The 19,709-nt window shown below is 67.1% G+C and carries 8 protein-coding genes; 2 read left to right on the top strand and 6 right to left on the bottom strand.

The features are described from left to right. Positions 1-18: 18 nt before the first annotated feature. Entirely contained in the window at positions 19-1,071 is a 1,053-nt protein-coding gene (locus QSK15_RS29055) for an NAD-dependent epimerase/dehydratase family protein (protein ID WP_285797234.1), read from the top strand. A gap of 32 nt (positions 1,072-1,103) precedes the next feature. On the opposite strand, the gene QSK15_RS29050 is transcribed toward QSK15_RS29055, so the two are convergent. The 6 genes from QSK15_RS29050 to QSK15_RS29030 all read right to left on the bottom strand — a co-directional run bounded on the left by QSK15_RS29050 (position 1,104) and on the right by QSK15_RS29030 (position 17,613). After that, positions 1,104-2,987 carry an AfsR/SARP family transcriptional regulator gene (locus QSK15_RS29050; RefSeq protein WP_285797233.1) on the bottom strand — a complete coding sequence of 628 codons (1,884 nt, stop codon included), beginning with the start codon at positions 2,985-2,987 and terminating at the stop codon, positions 1,104-1,106. 1,459 nt (positions 2,988-4,446) lie between these two features. Further along, positions 4,447-4,791 carry a hypothetical protein gene (locus QSK15_RS29045; protein ID WP_285797232.1) on the bottom strand — a complete coding sequence of 115 codons (345 nt, stop codon included), beginning with the start codon at positions 4,789-4,791 and terminating at the stop codon, positions 4,447-4,449. A 39-nt stretch (positions 4,792-4,830) separates the two neighbouring features. Beyond that, positions 4,831-5,553 (bottom strand): DUF4184 family protein, encoded by a 723-nt coding sequence (locus tag QSK15_RS32565; RefSeq protein WP_352232236.1) that lies wholly within the window; start codon positions 5,551-5,553, stop codon positions 4,831-4,833. Between the two features lie 149 nt (positions 5,554-5,702). Then, the gene (locus tag QSK15_RS29040; RefSeq protein WP_285797231.1) at positions 5,703-6,182 is read right to left on the bottom strand and encodes a hypothetical protein; all 480 of its coding nucleotides are present in this window, start codon (positions 6,180-6,182) and stop codon (positions 5,703-5,705) included. Continuing rightward, positions 6,167-14,788, bottom strand: coding sequence for a golvesin C-terminal-like domain-containing protein (locus tag QSK15_RS29035; protein ID WP_285797230.1), 8,622 nt, complete (start codon positions 14,786-14,788; stop codon positions 6,167-6,169). Before QSK15_RS29035 ends, QSK15_RS29040 begins: the two co-directional genes overlap by 16 nt. Positions 14,789-14,907: 119 nt before the next feature. Then, positions 14,908-17,613 carry an MGH1-like glycoside hydrolase domain-containing protein gene (locus tag QSK15_RS29030; RefSeq protein WP_285797229.1) on the bottom strand — a complete coding sequence of 902 codons (2,706 nt, stop codon included), beginning with the start codon at positions 17,611-17,613 and terminating at the stop codon, positions 14,908-14,910. Positions 17,614-17,655: 42 nt separating this feature from the next. Here QSK15_RS29030 and QSK15_RS29025 point away from each other — a divergent pair, with 42 nt between their 5' ends. Beyond that, positions 17,656-19,599: an amylo-alpha-1,6-glucosidase gene (locus QSK15_RS29025; protein WP_285797228.1), complete on the top strand. Its 1,944-nt coding sequence runs from the start codon at positions 17,656-17,658 to the stop codon at positions 19,597-19,599. The last annotated feature ends 110 nt before the right edge of the window (positions 19,600-19,709 follow it).

Genomic DNA, 19,709 nt, shown 5'->3' with positions numbered 1-19,709 from the left:
GCAACGATGGGACAAACCATGTCAAATAGCATTCAGCTACGCTCCACCGCCGACACCCTGGTGCTGGTGACCGGTGCCACCGGCCACGTCGGCGGTTACTCGGTCGCCCGACTGCTCGACGAGGGCTACCGGGTGCGGGTCAGTGTCCGCGAGGCGGGCCAGCGCGACGAGGTGCTCGACCGGGTTCGGCAGGCCGGCGCGAACCCGGACGGCCGGGTCGAGTTCCGGACCGCGGCCCTGTCCGCCGACGAGGGTTGGGCCGAGGCCGCCGACGGGGCACGGTACGTGCTGCACCACGCGTCGCCGTTCCCGTTCACCCCACCGAAGGACGACGACGAGGTGATCCGCCCGGCCCGCGACGGAGCGCTGCGCGTCCTTCGGGCCGCCCGCGAGACCGGGGTCCGACGGGTGGTCCTGACCTCGTCGTACGCGGCGGTGGGTTACACGGTGAAGCCCGACGGTCGGTACAGCGAATCGGACTGGACCAACGTGGACGACGACATCCCGGCGTACCACCGGTCGAAGACACTCGCCGAGCGCGCGGCCTGGGACGACGTCCGGGAGAACGGCGGGGTCGAGCTGAGCGTGGTCAACCCGACCGGCATCTTCGGGCCGCTGCTGGGGCCACGGGTCTCCGCGTCGACCGGCTTGGTGCAGGCGTTCCTCACCGGAGCGATGCCGGTCGTACCCCGGATGTCCTTCGGTGTCGTCGACGTGCGGGACGTGGTCGACCTGCACCTGCGCGCGATGGTGCACCCGGACGCCGCCGGCGAGCGGTTCATCGGCGTCGGCGGCCCGTCGATCAGCTTCCTCGACATGGCACAGATGCTGGCGCGGCACCTGCCGAGCCTGGCCGACCGGGTGCCGGCGCGGGAACTCACTGACGAGGAGGTTCGCGAGGCCGCGAAGACCGAGCCGGCGCTGCGTGAGGCCGCCGCCCTTCGGGGTCAGGTTCCGGTGATCAGCAACGACAAGGCACGCAACGTCCTCGGCTGGCGCCCCCGCCCGGTGGAGACGACCATCACCGAAACGGCCGACAGCCTCATCAAGCTCGGCCTGGTCGCTCCCTGACCCGTCCCGCCACACCTGGCACCCCGCGTCCCTCAGAGGTGCTCAAGAACGCCCTGGAGCGCCGGACGGTCACGGTCACCAGGAACGACTCGCCACCCATTGCTCAGCTGCCGGGGCACGGGGGGCAGCGCGGTCAGTTCCGCGGCGTACTCACGAACCAGCGCCGGCAGCCGGTAACCAGCCGACTCGTCGAGGTACACCAGGTGCGTGTCGATCAACTCCTCGAGGGCCCGCCACACGCGCTCGGCGGTGACGCCGAGCCGCGCCGCGGTGCTGTCCGGCAGCAACTGACCGTCCGGCGCGCCACCGAGTAGTTCGATGAGCCGACCGGCCACCTCGTCCTCCGAGCGGACCGCCGCGAAGCCGGTGGCGAGTCGATCCCGCATGGAGAGATCACCGTGCGCGAACCAGTCCAGCCGGCGACGTCCGTCGCCGATCTGGGCGAGCAGCCGGTCCATGGACAGCGCCGGTCGGCCGGCCAATCGTGCGCCGGCGACCCGCAGGGCCAGCGGCAGGCCGGTGCAGAGCCGGAGCAGTTCGCGGGTCGCCGCGGGATCGGCGTCGAGTCGCTCCGGGCCTGCCAGCGCCGCGAGCAGGGAACGTCCGTCAGCGTGACCGAACACGCCGGCCGTGATCCGGCGTACCCCGTCGAGGCTCCGCAGCTGGCGCTGGGCGACCACCACGAGTGCGGGCCCGGGACCGGCGGGGACCAGCGGGCGTACCTGCGCGGCGTGGGTGACCCCGTCGACCACCAGCAGGACGCGGCGACCGGCGAGGCGGGAGCGGAGCTGGCCGGCCCGCTCCTCCTGGTGCTGCGGGACGTCGGCGGCGGCCACGCCGAGGCTGCGCAGCACCCGGGCGACGACCTCCTCGGCCGGCACGTCGGTCCGGTACCCGAGGTCGACGTAGACCTGACCGTCCGGGAAGGCGTCCGCGACGGTGTGGGCGGCGCGAACCGCGAGCGCCGACTTGCCGCCGCCGGCAGGCCCACAGACCACCGCGACGGCGGGCGTCGGGCCGGTCACCGCGGCGACCACATCGGCCAGTTCCCGGGTACGTCCCACGAAGGTGACCAGGTCCGCCGGCAGCTCCCGGGGCGCCACCCAGCTCCCATCGACGGCCGGCACGCGGTTACTGGGGGCAGCGACCGGCTCGGCCACCACAGGCGGCACCCAGATCAGCTCGGGCGATCGGTCGAGCATCGCGCGGTGCAGTGTCGCCAGTTCGCTGCCCGGCTCGATGCCGAGCTGGTCGTAGAGGCTGTCTCGGGCCGCCCGGTACGCCGACAACGCCGCCGGGGTGTCGCCGCACCGGTAGAGGGCGAGCATCAGCTGACCCCACGCGCGTTCCCGCAACGGATGGGCCGCGAGGTGCTCACGCAGACCGGCGAGCAGGTCGGCGTGCTCACCGACGGTCAACCGGACCTCGGCCAACTCCTCGAAGATCTGCAGCCGTTGCTCGTCCAGCGTCGCCCACCGGTTGTCCAGGGAGGTGCTGCGCGGCACGCCTCCACCGGCCGGCCCGCGCCACTGGGCGAGGGCATCGGTGAGCCGGCCGATTACGGCCACCTGGGCAACGTTGTCCCGTCCCGACCGGGCGTCTGCCGCCAGTCGGAGGAACTCGACGACATCCAGCTCACCGGCGGCCAACCGCAGTTCGTACCCACCCGGGTGGGCGATGATCCGGTCGCCGATCGCGCGACGCAGACCGGCCACATGGGAGCGAAGGTTCGCCACCGCCGATGCGGGGGTGGCACCGGCCCAGACCATCTGCGAGAGCCGGTCCAGCGAGACCGGCCGGTTCGCCTCAAGGGCAAGCCCGGCGAGCACCGCCCGGCGCTTTGCGGCACCTATCGGCACGAGCCGGCCGTCGACCCGTAGCTCCACAGTGCCCAGCAGACGAATATCGATCGTCATCTCGCCGCTCCCCCGTTGACCCATGAGCGCGCTCAGGTTAGGCAGCGGTGTAACGGCACGACAAGGCCAGCATGGGGCGGCAGCGCGGTGATTAACGTCTATATTTTCGGCGGCGTGTCGATGTAACGAAATCGGCGCGGAGGACGCTGCGGCGAGATAGGCACCGCCAACCGACTGGCATTCGCCACGACCCCTACCCACAGCGTCCGCTGAAAACCGAGGAAATCATCCACTCTGGAGATGAGGAGGTGACTACAGAACAGGGTGCCCGTGCCAGTCAACCCGTAAACCGATACACGCGGGAATCGTCAACTGCCCGACACAAGAGTCCGCAATCTACCGAGCCAAGCATGGGCACCATAGCCGAACACGCACGGACTCTCCAGGCTCGAATGTCTACTGCGGCGACACCCGCAGCGGCCTTGCGGCCACCTCGGAACGGTGCCGTCCGGCGCCGACTCGTGGGCTCGCCCCGGCGACCGTCTTCGACACTGCCGCCGAGTTCCCACCATTCGATGTGGTCCGCGACCGCTCCGTGCCCTGGCGATACTCAACACGATCATCCGCGCGTCTACCACGACTACGACCCCGACGGGGCGACAGAACCCTGGTCGAGCAGATCCTCATCCAGCCCCGGCCTCTATCAACCGGATCTCTTCGCCCTGATGTCAGGTACCTGGCTGTCGCGACGCCCCAGATGTTGGTGCCGCTCAGCGGGCGTTCGTCGAGTTCCGCCTCCAACACTCGCCATTCATCCGGGTGCATGGCGATCACGCCGTAGCCCTGGTCGGGACCGCCGTACGCCGGCCAGCAAGACGAGCGTCGCGCCAGGTTCCTTTACGACCCGGCTCGATGCTGTGAATCAGCGCGGCTTGTTACGCCTCGCCTTCAGGGGCCTCCAAGTGATCAAACAGAGCTTGGCAAATCAGACGATCAAACGAGTCATCCCGTATATCCAAGGGCAACCAGGATGCAGGATCGTCAGGAGCCAGCTTGCGAAGGAGCAAAGCTTCCCACCCTAGGTTCTGCCCAGTTCCGAGGTCGCCAACCAACTTCTCCTGCAGCTTGGCCAGCAGATCATCGCCAGAGCCCAACTCGTACCCCTTAAGAAAGGCCACGTACATGCCGTACGAGCCGTCCAGTCCGAACATACGAGGCCGCTGCCGAAGATTCTGAATGAGTCTCCTTCGATTCACGAAACGGGTGTGCACTTCAAGACTTCGCCACATCTCTCTCGTGGAGTGCCATGAGCCGGACTATTGACACAGGCGATGTCGTTGCCACTGAACGAGAGCGCCCCATTGTCGTGCGTCCGCCAGCGCGGCCACCTCTCCGGCTGCCGAAAGATGTATTCGACGAGTTCGCCAGCACCCGACCCGGCACCGCAACTCATCAGTGCGGCGGTCACCATCGCTGCTGCGTCCGGCGGGCGGCCAAATTCATCTCGTTACCGCGGCTCTCAATTCTGATCCTCTTCCAACGATTCCGCTCTTTCGTTCAATGCTGCGGCGACTTCATTCCAGTCGGGACCGAAGTTTCGCAGATCCGTCGCCGCCTCTCTCAGCAGAGCCACGTCGTCCGGCCTCTGCAGACAGGCCATCCGGTACGCGAGATTGCGCGCCCACACCGGCAGGCCCATCCAATCCTCGTCGAGCACGGCATGGAGCATGGCGACGATTTCATCCGCCGGTGTAAAGGTAATCACCTCGACGAACTCATGCTCGATTTTCCTGACCTCGGCCAGACCGCGCTCGCCGAACTGGCCCGACGACAACGTACGAGCCAGGTCAAGCAATGTTTCCACTTGGCCTCCACATCCCGTCAGTTGATCCAGTAAGTGCTCTCAATGCCTGTCGCTCTTAACCTTGGCCATCAGCCCACCTAGAAGCAGCGCTAACGCCATTACATGCAGAATCCGAACTCCGGACGCCGCAGGGACCCCCGAGGCGGGCAGGAAAGGCAACGACGCCAGCCCTCCAACAGCTGCAGCAGCAACGACCCCCCAGAACAGTTGGGGAGGAACGGGAACCGACTTATCCCCTCGACCCGGTGCATCCCGGCCGGGAAGTGCCCGAGGGAGGAGTACAACCACCAAATAAGCTCCCACAAGGGTGCTCAACGAATCCGAGATGGTCCACCAAGGAACTCCCGTGGTCTCGTACCAGCGGATTCCAAACATCACGTAGAGCCATCTGTCGGTGTGTGTGAGCCAATCCCAGGCGATGTGAGTCACTGCGCCGACCAGGGCAGAACTAACGGTGATCCACCAGGTGTAGCGGACCTGACCGAGATCGGCACAGGCTGACCATCTTCCTGGAAAGTACGGTGCGACGACGGGAATGAGTTGGCGGAAGATCCAGGCATACGTCAAGGCAACCGGCAAGCACCACCAAAAAAGGGCCGGTATTGAGTGCGTATCAGCGATCCACACACGCGTACCCATAGCCAGGTAGGCGACATCGGGCGCAACGGTTCCGGCCGCGAGTGCGACTCCATCAAACCGCCTTGGGGCCCAAAACTTCAGCGGCAGCACTGCAGCCAGATGCGAGGGGAATGTTAACGGCACAACAGCAGACTACCTGCTTCCTTCGAGGCTCTTCGCGCGACAAGAATTCCTGAAGGCGGCGACAAACGACTGCCAAAGGTGGTGGCGCACCTCCAGTGCGCCACCACCTTCTTGACATGATCCTCCCTGCGGCGGATCCGCCCCTGCCGTCAGGCAGGACCCGGTCCGACCATTAGGACGATCACTTCTTTCTGCCCGTCCTCAACGGACCGGACTTGAGCCTCGGGGACTCCCAGATGAGCCGGAGGCGCCAATCCAGATTTCAACCTCTTGACGTTTAACGAGCATGTCTCACCTGCAATTTCCAGTGTTCCCTCCGCGATTGTCACATAAGGACCACTGGGCACGTCGCGTACAACGGCCAGATCAATGCTGCTTGCTGGATCCGTAACCTGGACGTCTTTCACGGGATCCGCGGACGGCTGCCCGACGAATCCTATTCCGAGCCAGGTGTGATCGTCATACCGGTTGACCGGCTCGCGTCCCTTGATCGTAACGCCGTCCGAACAGCGAATGACCTGGGCATCGGGACGGCCGGAGGTTTGGCAGGCGGCGGTTGCAGCTGCCATCGCGAGGCAGGAGGCCAGCAAGACCCAGCGAGCAATCTGGGCAGTCACATGATCAGGCATTCGTAACATGGCTGCGCAGGACCGAGAGACATGCCCGTAACCGCGACGGTGCGGAAGAAGTTATAACCAGGACGTCCGAACTGCCCATTCAGATAATTCTCCGCATCACTCGCCGATTGAGGATTGGGCGGACTGCCCGTCAGTGCGAATTTCTCCATATTTTCTCCACCCTGATTATACCCGATGGCGACCAGTTCATCGGTCCGCAGGCTGGACTTGTTGCCAACCGTGCCTAACCGCTCCTCAAGGTCCTTCACGTGGTAGGCCATCGCGGTGATCGCGAGCTCATCGTCCTCGATCATCTCGCTCCACTCACGTCCCGCGAACACCTCGGGATAGTTAACCTTGGTCTCGTTAAAGGTCTGCTCCTGCATTTGCGCCATTCCGATGGAGGGCGTCCCCGGATACAGACCGAACCGAGCGAGCCCCACCTGAAGCCCTTCCGCGTCCTTCGCCGCCCCTCCACCTATTGCGCGCAAATTTCCCTCCTTAAGCAGGAGGGCCATAACGGTTCGGGGGTCAACACCAGCCTGTCCAGCTGCCTGCCGGACAGTATCTGTATGCCGGAGTTGCTCGGCGATGGGATCCCCGGGAACCTCGGCATCTTCTCCGAGAAAGGTCTTCGAGGCCGAATCTACCGCACTGGCAACGATTGCCGCGCCTGCGGCGATAATGTCGCCAAAGCCGTGACCATCTATCTCGACGTTGGAAATGGGGTTTCCTCCGGCGAAGGCGTACCGGTTGTTGTTCCAGGGGTCCAGAGCCAGGTGCATATCAGCCAGGGCACCGCCGTAACTGTCGCGAGACAAGAACCGGTTTAGGCCCGGGCTGTAGTCACGGAAACCCATGTCGTAGGAATCAGAATTCTGATCCCACCGCTTGGCGTTGAAGCGGTAGGCGTTGTACGACTCCTTGGTCGGGTCCGCAGCGTCGGGCTTGTCGATGCCGGTGAACTCGGCCTCGTTGTTCTTGCCGTACGCGGTGTATCCATACGTGGCCTTCGTGTTGCCGGTGCCGTCGGTCAGCTGCTCCACGTCAGAGTGCGGGTTGTACCCGTAATACGCCGCCTCATCCGTCCCGTCATCCTTGTGGGTGACCTGCGACAGTCGCTGGCCCCACGGCGAGTACTGGTAGGACTTGGTCAGCTTCCCGGCGACCTCTTCGTCCAGGACCTCACCGGACATACCAAGGTAGCTGAACGTGGTGGTCTTCGCCTTGGCACCGCCGACGTCCGTGGTCTTGGTCGTCGTGCGGTCCATCGGGTCGAAGGTGTACTTCGTCGTCGAGGTGCTGGTGCCGTTGTTCTTCCGGTTCTCGACCACGTGGTCGAACCCGTCGTACACATTCCGCTCGATCACGGTCCCTGCCGCCGTGACGGTGTCCAGGCGGCCGAACGGGTCGTAGTTGTACGACGCTGTCGAACCCCCGGTCACCGCCGTCAGTAGCCGGTTCCGCTCGTAGTTGAACGTGGTCGACGTGCCCTTCACCGTCTGACTGGTGACGTTGTTGTTCGCGTCGTGCACGTAGGTTTCCGTGCCGGCGCCGTCACCGGTCTTCGTCAGCGACGCCAACCGGTCCCGCGGGTCGTAGGTGAAGTCACTGGTGGTGCTCAGATAAGCGCCGTGGTTGTCGGCGTTCATCTTCTTGGTGACGTCGTGCGACCGGTTGCCGTTGAGGTCGTAGTCGAGGATCGACTCGGAGACCAGAGTCGCGTTGGGCTTCTTCTCCGTCTGGGACTTCAACAGCCCGTCGAGGAAGTACGAGTAGTCGACGGTGTTGCCGTTGCCCTTGACCTCCTTGAGCTTCTCGCCCCGGTCGGTGTAGGTGTACGTCGTCACCTTCGCCGACGTGTCGGCGGCCGACTTGCCGTTGGTCACCTTCGACACCAGGTCACGCTCGTCGTACGCGTAGGACGCGTACTGCTTGTCGTGATCGGTGGTCAGCGGCGCGCTGTTCTCGTTGTAGGTGAACGACGTCGAGTTCACCACCGCGCCCGACTTCGACTCGGTGACCTTGTCGACCTGGTTCAGCTTCGTGTACGTCACCGCGTAGCTGTCCACCCGGGTGCCCGGGGAGGCGTCCGTGATCGTGGTCAGGTTGCCGTTGGCGTCGTACCGGTAGCTGTAGTCGTGCTTCTCGTTGTCGACGTCCGCCGCGTTGTCCCGGACCAGCTTCACCGCGTCGGCGACGACCGTGCCGGTGGCCTGGTCCGACAGCGTCACCTTCTGGGCGTTGCCCTCGGCGAAGCTGTACGAGCCGAGGCTCACCCAGGTACCGGCGCCGGCGGTCTGGTTGACCGTCTTCACCGTCGCGCCCGCGCTGGAGGTGACCGTGTACTTCGCGTCGGTCGCCGCCCCGGACACCGCCGGGAAGCGGGCGTACACCTGGTAGCTGCCCGACTGGGGCACGTTCAACTGCCAGGTGAACACGTTGGTGCCGGTGCCCGCCGCGTGGGTGGCGTAGTCGATGCCGTACCTGTTGGTGGCCGTGTTGGCCGTCGGCCAGGTGCCCGTCGCGGTGGTGTTGTTGAACTCGGAGTTGTCGACCAGCACCACGTGCTTGCCCACCGGCACACCGTCGTCCGAGCGGGCCTTCAGCTTTCCGTCGGGGAAGTACGACCAGTTCATGGTCCGGTTGGAGGAGCCGCCCGCCGACGTCAGCGTCCGGGCCGTCTGCGCGCCCAGCTCGCTGTAGTCGTACGAGGTGACGATGTCCCACGGGTCCGAGGAGGACTTCGTCCACCCGTTGTCGTAGTAGCTGTAGGTGGTGTCGTTACGCACCGACTGCCCCGCCGACGGTGGCGCGGACAACGTCGCCAGTCGGCCCACCTCGTCGTACGTGTAGGTGGTCTTGTCGGCGGCGTTGTAGCGGGCGTCGTCCTTGTCGTACGCCGACTGGGTCTCCTTCACCCGGTTCAGCGCGTCGTAGACCGTGACCTGGGCGAAGTCGTCCGGGTCGTCGGTGGTCGCCACACCCCGCGGACTGATGACCTTGGTCGTGTTGCCCACCTGGTCGTACTCGTACTTGGTAACCCGGTACGAGATGGTGCCGGAGACGTTCTGGTACGGCACCTTGACCTCGGTCGGCTTGCCTCGCCGGTCAAGGGTCGTCAGCGTGGTGTTGCCGAGCTGGTCGGTGCTGCCGGTGACCAGGCCGTCCTTGTCATAGGTGCTGCCGATGACCTTGCCCAGCGCGTCCGTGGTCTTCGTGACCCGGTGTGCAAGGTCGTACGTCATCGTCGACGTGTAGTCGAGGGTGTCGGTGGTCGCGTTCTTACGCGGGTCCACCACCTTCTCCACGTTGCCGACGTTGTCGTACTGGTAGGTGATCTTGTCGCCCTTGGCGTTCGTCACCGAAACCAGCTGGTAGATCTCGTCGTACGCGTTCGTCGTCCGGTAGTCGGCCGGGTTCGCCTCCGGGAGATTGCCCTTCGGCTCGGTCGTGGTGCGCAGGTTGCCGACCTTGTCGTACGTGAACGACGTCTTGCGCTCCGGGTCGCCGGCCACGTCGACCGGTGCCTTTGTCCAGCTGAGCTGGTCGGCGGCGTCGTAGAAGGCCGTGGAGACGGCCCCGTTCGGCGCAGTCGACTGGGTGACGTTGTCGTTCACGTCGTAGGTAGGCGCCGGAGTGGTGATGTACACCCCGGCGGCCTGGTCCTTCGGGGTTTTGCTCTCCAACGGACGGCCGAAGGTGTCGTACGCCTGGGTGGTGTTCTTGCCCAGCGCGTCGGTGACCTGGGTGACCTGGCCGCGTACGTCGTAGACGAAGGTGGTCGCCCTGGTCAGGGCGTCCGTGATCGTCTGCGGGTAGCCGTTGGCGTCGTACCGGCTGTACTTGGTGCTGTTGCCGTTGGCGTCCTTCGCGGTGTCGAGCTGCCCGAACGCGTCGTAGGTGTTGTAGGTGGTGTAGTCGCCGACCGTAGCGGTGGAGGTGCCAATCGGGTCGGTGACGCTCGCCAGGTCACCGTCGGCCTCGTAGCTGAAGATCCATTTGCGCCCCTCGGGGCTGGTCTTCTCGGTGAGGTCGGCGACGTAGCCGTTGAGCTGACGCTGGTAGGTCAGCACCGTGCCCGGCGTGCCGTTCTTGACCGCCTCGGCGTCCCTGATCTCCGTCGGGTAGCCGGTCTTGGCGTCGTACGCCCAGGTCGATACGGCCTGGTTGTCCTCGGTGAGCTTGGTGACGTTGTGGTCGCCGTCCCACTCGAGCTTGGTGGTCTGGTTCTTCGCGTTGGTGGTCTCGATCGGCCGGCCGTAGCCGTCCTGGAGGTAGACGGTGGAGTGGTTCTCCGCGTCGGTGACCGTCGTGCGGATGTTGCTGGTGGCGTCCGGGTCGACGTAGGCGAACTGGGTCAGGTTGGCCTGGTCGAGCCGGTCGGTGTAGTGCTTGGTCCGCCAGTGCCACGTCGGGTCGTCCCCGGCGGACGGCGAGAAGTACTGCAGCTCGGTGGCGTTGTTCCGCGGGTCGGTGACCTTGACCAGCTTGACGTTCTTGTTCCCCTGCGTCATGTCGTAGGCGAACTTGAACGTCTTCGGCGCACCCATGGTGCCGCTGGAGCCGTACCCGTCGATCAGCTCGCCGAGCAGACCCTTGTCCGTGTAGGTGAAGGTCAGCTTCCGACCGGAGATGTCGGTGATCTGCGAGATGTGGTCGATGATCTTCGGGTTGGTCAGGTTGGTCGCCCCGGACACCCGGGCCCAGGTGGTGTCGTTGATGTAGTCGAACGACTGGCCCTTGGCGTAGTAGTCGATCGTCAGGGTCTTCCGGCCGGCCGCGTCGGTGATGTACCGGAGGAACTTGGTCGGTTTGTTGTTCGACTTCCGCTCCTCGTAGGTGAACGTCATCGTGTTGCCGTTCTTGTCCACCGTGCTGGAGAGGAAGCCCTCGCAGTCGTAGTAGAACTGCGTGCGGTCCGGCTTGGTCAGCCGCCAGGCCCTCGGCTCCTGCGTGTTCGGCTTGCAGTCCGAGGTGGTGACCTTCTCCAGGTAGAGGTGCACGCCCTTCGGGCTCTTCCACGTGGAGGTCGCCGAGTCCCAGGTGAACCAGTGGCTGGTGCCGTCACCATCGGTCATGGTGATCTTGGTGGGGTTCGGGTTGGGGTGGAAGTCCAGCGGGCTGCCCAGCCGCATCAGCGACGACGCCTGCAACGACCAGCCGTACCCGGCGACGGTGTCGGAGGTGTCCAACGAGTTGTAGGACATCCGGACGAACGTCGACAGGCCCCGCGACGGGTTGCTCAGCGCGTCGTACGACCAGACGGTGTTGCCGGCGTACAGGTTGTTCATCAGGGTGCCGCCGGCACCGGTGTTCTTCCCCGCGTACGAGTAGAACTTCTCCAGACCCAACTGGTCCGAGGTGGGCTCCTCCACCGCCACGTTCTGCGGCAGCGGCGTGATCGCCGGGACGGTCTCCGACAGCTTCTTGGTGGTCAGCTTGTTGCGTAGGTCCCACTGCAGCACGTAGTCGGTGCGCTTGTTCCCCTCCGTCGACGACGGCGGGGTCTTCACCTGCGCGGCCACGTCGACGGTGCCACCGGCCGGGATGCTCTTGGGCAGCGGCGTCTTCAGCTCGTAGGTGGTGTCGGCGCCGTCGGTGGTGCCGTCGGCCCGCTTCCAGTCGTACGCCAGCTCCCAGTCGGTCGGGTTCCAGGCGGCCAGCGTCGGGTTCGACAGGGTCACCGGCACGCTGTACGTCGTGTTCGGCGTGGTGAGCGTCGGCGTGGCAGCCGCGTAGTAGGTCGACTCCGCGGTCTGCTCCAGGTAGGTGACCTCCAACGTCGGCCGCAGCAGCGGCTCGGCGCCCTCGGAGGACAGCAGCATCGCCCGCGCGGTCTGGTTCGCCTCGTCGCGCTGGCGCAGCAGCAGGCCGTAGTTGCTGGCCGGGGTCTTCACCCAGCCGTCGACCGCGGTGGTGACGTCCCAGGTCTCCCACTCCGGGTCGTTGGTGAACCCGTTGAAGCTGGCCTTCCACGCGGTGTCGTAGTCGCCACCGGCGGTGGTCCACGCGTTGGTGCCGTCGTAGCTGTTCCAGGTTGCCGACGTCTCGTTGAAGGCGCGCTTGAGCTTGTAGACGTCGACGTACTCGTCGGTGTCCGTGCCCGGGTACAGGTACGTGTTGTACATCCGCAGCTCGGAGTTCACGATCTTGGCGTCGGCCGGGATGCCGGTCAGGGTCGGGAACTTGACCAGGCCGCGGGTGTCGCCGTAGTACGGCGAGTTGTTGCCCGGGCTGACGTACGGGTCACCGTCGTAGACGTCCACGTTCTCCGTCGGCCGTCCCGCCGACAGGGTCGTGTCGGTCTGGCCGGTGCGGTAGATCCGGGTGATCTGTCCCGCCTTCGGCAGCATCGCCTGCTGCGTCGGGCCGGCGAGCAGCTGCCCGTCGCGGGTCTTCACCGCGACCATGTAGTAGTAGAACTTCCGGGCCATCGGGTCGGTGTTGTCCGCCGCCGTCGGCACCGCCGTGGTGTCCTGGTACGTCCGCGTGCCGGTGGAGACCGGGGCGATCAACGTCGTCGCCGACGGGACGAAGTTCTGGTGGATGCTGCGGTGCACCTGGTATTCGACGATGTCGTCACCGGTCGACGTGGACGGGTCGGCGTACGCCGGCCAGTCCAGCAGCGCACCCGTCGCCGCGATCGTCGTCGGGGGATTCACCGTGACACCCTGCCGGCCGTACGTCACGACCAGCTTCGGGAGGTTGAAGTCCCGGCGGTCGTTGTTGTAGGCGTACTCCGAAGCCTCGTAGATCGGCCCACCACGGCCCTTGGTTGCCTCGTCCAGGGCCTTGACCATGAACCCGTAGTTGGCCGTGCCGTTGACCCACTCCTGCACCACGTTGCGTACCGGGAAGGAGTTCCACACGCTGGACTTGGCGTACTGCTTCACCGCGCCGGCCTTGGTGAACCGCACCGCGTCGGCGTTGGCGGTGGTGCCCGGCACGCCGTTGAGGACCACCTTGCCGGTGGTGCCCGCCACGAACGGATGCGTGCCCAGCGTCAGCCATTTGCCGGCAGCGGTCGGGGTGGTCTGATCCACCGTGTACTTCTTCGACCCGCCCGAGTAGTACACCGTGTAGGGGGCGTTCGACGGCCGGTCCGACTCGCCTACGTAGTGGACCTCGACCTGGTAGTTGCCCGACTCGGTGATGGTCGGCACCCAGGTGTGGGTGTCCGTCGAGAGGCTGCTGGCGTGGTACTTGTAGTCGCCGTTGATCCCCTTCGGCGCCAACGTGGTGTTGGTGGAGTACGGCCACGATCCGGTCACCGAGGTGCCGGCGTCGCCGTCGTCCTTGGTGACCGTGTTGGCCGCCGGCGCACCGGCGATGTTGGCGTTCATGCTCGCCCACGTCGCGCTGCCCTCGGTCCAGTCCGCGGTCACCCGGTGCGCCTGCATCGGCACGTCGTAGGCCCAGTCCGTGTGGGTCTGCGAGTAGTAGAGCTGGAGCTGGGCGTCGTCGATCGGCGTGTTCGCCGGGATCTGGTCCAGGTCGAACTTCAGCAGCGAACGCCAGGCGGCCGTCGACGTCGTTCCGACCGGCAACTGGTAGCTGGAGTTGTAGTTGGTGGAGGTGGCACCCGAATAGATCGCCACGTCCTGGGCGTCCTGCGGCACCGGCTGGATCTTGATGGTCGGGTCGATCACCACCGGGTAGGCCCGGGCGGGGTCGGCCAGCCACGCGGCGTCCGCGGACACCGTGACCGTCGTCTGCCCGTACACCTGCTGCACGCGCTGGGAGACCTTGTCGCTCCACACCTTGCCGTGCGGCGACGACGCGTCGTCCTTGTCGTCGTACATGAACGGCGCCGGCATCACGAAGACCGGCTCATCGCCGTTCGGACCCACGAAGGCGATGGAGCCGTCCTGGCGCTGCTGCGCGGTGAGGCCCGCCGTGTCGAGGGTGAACGTGTACGACACCGGCCCGGTGGGGGCCTTGCGCAGCACAATCTTCTCCTTGAGGGCGGTGGCGGTGACGTCGTAGACGACGTCCGCACCGCCGGCCAGGCCCCGGTAGGTGACCGTCGAACCGGTGACCGTCGGGCTCACGCCCTTGGCGGCCCCGGCCAGGCCCAGCTCGATGCTGCGGCCGTCCCGCTCGAAGCGGACCAGTTCCTTCGAGCTGTCACCGAAGAGGCTGGTGAAGGTGTTGGTCCGGTTGCCCTGGACGTAGCCCTTGTCGTTGGTGGGCTTGACCGTGGTGTCGATCGTCTGGAATCGACCCTTGGAGTCCTTGTAGTGCAGCGGCACCGCGGAGATCTCCGCCTGGGTGCGCCCATCGGAGAGCTGGTAGACGCGGCTGTTCGCGGTGCGCTTACCGGTCAGCTCCTTGACCCGCTTCTGCGGCGGCCATGCCTTGGCCGGCGGCGGCTGTTCGTGAACCGCCAACGCGGCGCTGACCGCCTCGGGCCTGGCCCGGTCCGACTCGCCACCACCCACCAGACTTTCGGCGGCCTTCCCGACCCTGGAGAGGAAACCGTCGTCCTCCGCGGCGCTCGCCGCGCGATCCGCACTGTCGGGTTGGCGGTCCGATAGGACCTCCGTCCCGCCCAGCGTGGCCACCAGGGCCAGCGCCAGCCCCCCGATCAGGGGACCCCGCAATTTCTTCTTCACCCGTTTCCCTCCGGTCTGGAGACAGACACGTCGGGTGGAGGCTAGGAACGGGCGATATACGCAGAGGCATCACTCAGCTACTTTTCAGCAGCCGCCCCCGGCAGACCTGCATAAGGACGTCAGCGGCGCAGGGTGAGGATGAGGTCGACGACCAGGGCCGTCCAACCGGTCTGGTGCCAGGCGCCCAGGCCCGCGCCGTTGTCGCCGTGGAAGTACTCCGGGAAGGCGATCAGGTCCCGCCAGTCCGGGTGGGTCTGGAACAGCTGCGCGGCACCGTAGATCGGGCGTCGACCCCAGTCGTCCTGGGTGAAGAGCGCGATCAGCCGGGCCGAGAGGTCGTCGGCGATCTCGTCCAAACTGCGCTTTACTCCGGAGCGGGTCGGGTACTCCACCTGGAGGTCGTCGCCGAAGAACGCCGCGTAGTCCCGCAACGCGCTGATCAGCAGGAAGTTCGTCGGCATCCAGATCGGACCACGCCAGTTCGAGTTGCCCCCGAACAGCCCGCTGGTGGACTCGGCCGGCTCGTAGCCGACGGAGAACTCCTGCCCACCGAGGGTGACCGAGAACGGCTTGTCCAGGTGCGCGCGGGACAGCGTACGGAGGCCGAACTCGGAGAGGAACTCGTCGGGGTCGAGCATCCGGGCGAGCAGCCGGACGACCTGCTCCGGGCCGACCATCGACAGCAGCCGCTGCTGCCGGCCGTCGGGGCCGAGCCGGCGGGTGCCGATCACCTGGGCGTACTCCGGGCGGTTGGTGAGGAACCAGCGCAGCCGGGCTCCCAGCTCCGGCAGGTGGTGCAGCGTCCTCGCGGTGAGCCGGGTGGTGGCGGCCAGCGGCAGCAGCCCGACGACGGAGCGGACCTTCAGCGGCACCTTCGTGCCGTCGGCGAGGCGCAGAACGTCGTAGAAGAAGGCGTCCTCGTCGTCCCACAACCCCTGCTCGTACGCGGCGGCGGCGATGTAGGCGAAGTGCTCGAAGAACTTGGTGGCGGTGTCCACCCAGGTCCGGTCGTGTTCGGCGAGCACGATCGCGATGTCCAGCAGGTTGAGCGCGTACATGCCCATCCAGCCGGTGCCGTCGGACTGCTCCAGCACACCGGCCACCGGCAACGCCGCCGAGCGGTCGAACGGCCCGACGTTGTCCAGCCCGAGGAAGCCGCCCTCGAAGACGTTGTTGCCGCCGGTGTCCTTGCGGTTGACCCACCAGGTGAAGTTGAGCAGCAGTTTGTGCATCACCCGGGCCAGGAACTCGTAGTCCTGACCGCCGTCGATCTCGAACACCTTCAGCGCCGCCCAGGCGTGCACCGGCGGGTTCACGTCACCGAACGCCCACTCGTACGCCGGGATCTGGCCGTTGGGGTGCAGGTACCACTCGCGGAGCAGGAGCAGGAGCTGGTCCTTGGCGAAGGTCGGGTCGACCCGGGCGATGCTCACGCAGTGGAAGGCCAGGTCCCAGGCCGCGTACCAGGGGTATTCCCACGGGTCGGGCATGGAGATGACGTCGAAGCTGGTCATGTGCCACCAGGCGCTGTTGCGCCCGTGTCGACGCCCGGCCGGCGGCGTCGAACCCGGGTCACCTTCCAGCCACCGCTTGACGTCGAAGTGGTAGAACTGCTTGCCCCACATCAACCCGGCGATGGCCTGCCGGGCGACCAGCGCCTCGTCGGGGGTGGCGGCCGGCGGGATCACCCCGGCGAAGAACCGGTTCGCCTCGGCCCGTCGCGCCCACACCACTGCCTCGAAGCCGTCGCTGAGGTCGGCCGGGGGCGGCGGCGCGGCGGCCGGCGGCGACGCGGTACGGGTGAGTCGCAGCCGGATCTGGCGCTGCTCGCCGGCCGGCACGTCGAGCACGTAGTGCAGCGCACCCTTGGTGCCCTCCCGGGCCGGGTTGACGGTGGCCGCGCCGTTGACGACGTGGTCGTTGATGCCGTCCTTCGGGTACTTCGACCGGCCGGGCAGACCCCACAGCCGTTCGGCGTTGGTGTCGTTGTCGCAGACCAGTGGCACGGGGCCGCCGTCGCCCTCCAGCAGCAGTTGGCCGAGCACCCGGTGCTCGCCGACGAGCCGGGTGCCCTGGCCGGTGAGCCGGGGGATCCGGTCGCCACCGGGCAGGCCCCAGGACCAGGTGTTACGGAACCACAGGGTGGGCAGGACGTGCAGGGTGGCCGCCTGGTCGCCCCGGTTGGCGACGGTCACCACCATGCAGAGGTCGGTCGGGGACGCCTTGGCGTAGTCGACGGTCACCGCCCAGTACCGGTCGTCGTCGAAGATCCCGGTGTCGACCAGCTCGTACTCGGTGTCGTCGCGGCCGCGCAACGCGTTCACCGCGACGAGTTCGTCGTACGGGAAGGCGGCCTGCGGGTAGTGGTAGCGCCAGCGCATCCAGGAGTGGGTGGGCGTGGAGTCCTCGTACCACCAGTACTCCTTGACGTCCTCGCCGTGGTTGCCGCCGTCGCCGCCGAGGCCGAACATCCGCTCCTTGAGGATCGGGTCCTTGCCGTTCCAGAGGGCGAGGGCGAACGCGAAGGTCTGTCGGTCGTCGCAGACGCCGGCCATCCCGTCTTCATTCCACCGGTAGGCTCTGGACCGCGCGTGGTCGTGCGGGAAGTAGTCCCAGGCCGTACCGTGCTCGCTGTAGTCCTCCCGTACCGTCCCCCACGCCCGTTCGGACAGATAGGGACCCCATGCACGCCAGTCCTGCTCCCCCGAGTCGGCCTGGGCGAGCCGGAGCCGCTCAGCGTCGGGTGGCGAGGCGTCGGAGGACGATCGGTCAGTGATCACGTGCACATCTTCGACGTCGCCGCGGTACTTGACCACAGCGGCCATTCTCGTCGTGGCGTGTTACACCTTGCCGCCGGTGGAGGAAACTTGATCGACATTCACTTCGGCCCGCAGGTCTGCGGCGATCTGACCAGCGCCGCAAGCCGGGAGTGGCTGGTCCCCGACGGTCTCGGCGGCTACGCGATGGGCACTGTCGGCGGGCTGCGCACCCGTCGCTACCACGGTCTGTTGGTGGTTTCCGGCGAAACGCCGGCATCCCGCCAGGTGGGACTGGTCAGTCTCGATCCGGCGGTCACCCTGCCGTCCGGCACGCGGGTACGCCTCGGCGCGCACGAGTGGGCTTCCGGTGACGTGGACCCGCGCGGCTTCGAGCTGTTGGAGCGCTTCGACCTGGTCGACGGGCTGCCCCGGTGGCGGTGGCGGATCGGCGACGTGGTGATCGAACGGGAGCTGGCCATGCTGCCCGGCCGCTCCTGCGTCGCGGTGGTGCACCGGCTGGTCGCCGGTGGTCCCGTCCGGCTGGAGCTGTCGGCCGCCTGCACCTGGCGGGACGCGCATGGCGAACGGCGGGCCGACGGCCCCATCCCCCAGGTCGAGGCGGTGGCCGACGGCGCGGTGGTCGAGGGCGCGTACCGGCTCGCCGGCCCGGGTTGGGCCCCCGAGGGGCAGTGGTGGCTGGGCGTGCACCACCGCGAGGAGGCCAACCGAGGGCTGCACCCGGACGAGGACGTCTGGTACGCGGGCCGCTTCTCCGGTGAGCTGGAACGCCCCGGTGACACCGTGTCGGTGCGGGCCTGGGCCGGTCGACTCGACGAGGAGCCGCCCCCGGCGACGGAGATCGTGGCGACGGCCCGACGGCGCAACCGGCAGGTGGTGGCAGCGGCGAAGCCCACCGACGACGTGGCGGCGACCCTGACACTGGCCGCCGACGCGTTCGTGGTGCGCACCGGGCACGCGGCGGTGGACGTGGTGGCCGGGTACCCGTGGTTCGGGGCCTGGTCGCGGGACACAATGATCTCGTACGAGGGGTTGTTCCTCTGCACCGGGCGCGCCGACGAGGGGCGGGACCTGCTGCGGGCGTACGCGGCGACGCTGTCCGAGGGGATGCTCGCCAACACTGCCGACACCGGTCGGGTGGAGTACAACACCGTCGACGGCACGCTGTGGTTCCTGCACGCGGTGAGCCGGCACGTCACCGTCACCGGCGACACCGACCTCGGCGACGAGTTGCTGCCCGCCCTGCACACGGTGATCGACGCTCATGTCGCCGGCACCCGGTACGGGATCCGCGTCGACCCGACCGACGGCCTGCTCACCCAGGGCGCCGCCGGCACCGCCCTGACCTGGATGGACGCCCGGGTGTACGGGGTGCCGGTCACCCCGCGTACCGGCAAGCCGGTCGAGGTCAACGCATTGTGGATCAATGGCCTGGCCGGGCTCGCGGAGCTGACCGAGCTGGCCGGGCGGAACGCCGACGGGCTGTGGCGACTCCACGCGCAGGCCACCGACTCGTTCCGGGCCCGTTTCCCGGCCCCGACCGGCTGGTTGCACGACGTGCTGGACGCGCCCGCGCCGGCGTACCCGTTGGGTGGGGCGGCCCTGCACGACGACGACGCGTTGCGCCCCAACCAACTGCTGGCCTGGTCGCTGCCGTACGCGCCGATGGAGCCGGACGAGGCGACGCTGCGCCGGGTCGCGGGCGGGTTGCTCACCCCGCTCGGGCCGCGCAGTCTCGCCCCGGACTCCGCGGAGTTCGTGGGCCGGCACCGGGGTGGCCCGGCCGACCGGGACGGGGGCTACCACCAGGGCACGGTGTGGCCGTGGTTGCTCGGCCCGTACGTGGACGCCGCCCGCCGAGGGAAGATGTCCGTCGATGACGTGTTCGTCGGCATTGAGTCCCATTTGATGGAATATGGGATAGGCTCGGTGAGCGAGACGGCCGACGGCCTCGCGCCGCACACCGCTACCGGGTGCCCGTTCCAGGCGTGGTCGGTGGCCGAGCTGCTGCGGGTACGGCGAAAGAGCCAGTAGCGCTTTACACGACCGCAACGGTGGTGTCGCCGCTGGTTATCGCGATCCCGGCAGGATTGGCCCCGATCCAGACGCGACGACGACATCGAATGCGGTGTCGGTCGGCGCGC

This window comes from Micromonospora sp. NBRC 107095, assembly GCF_030269705.1.
Classification (GTDB): Bacteria; Actinomycetota; Actinomycetes; order Mycobacteriales; family Micromonosporaceae; genus Micromonospora; species Micromonospora parva.
This window is presented reverse-complemented; position numbering and strand designations above follow the sequence as displayed.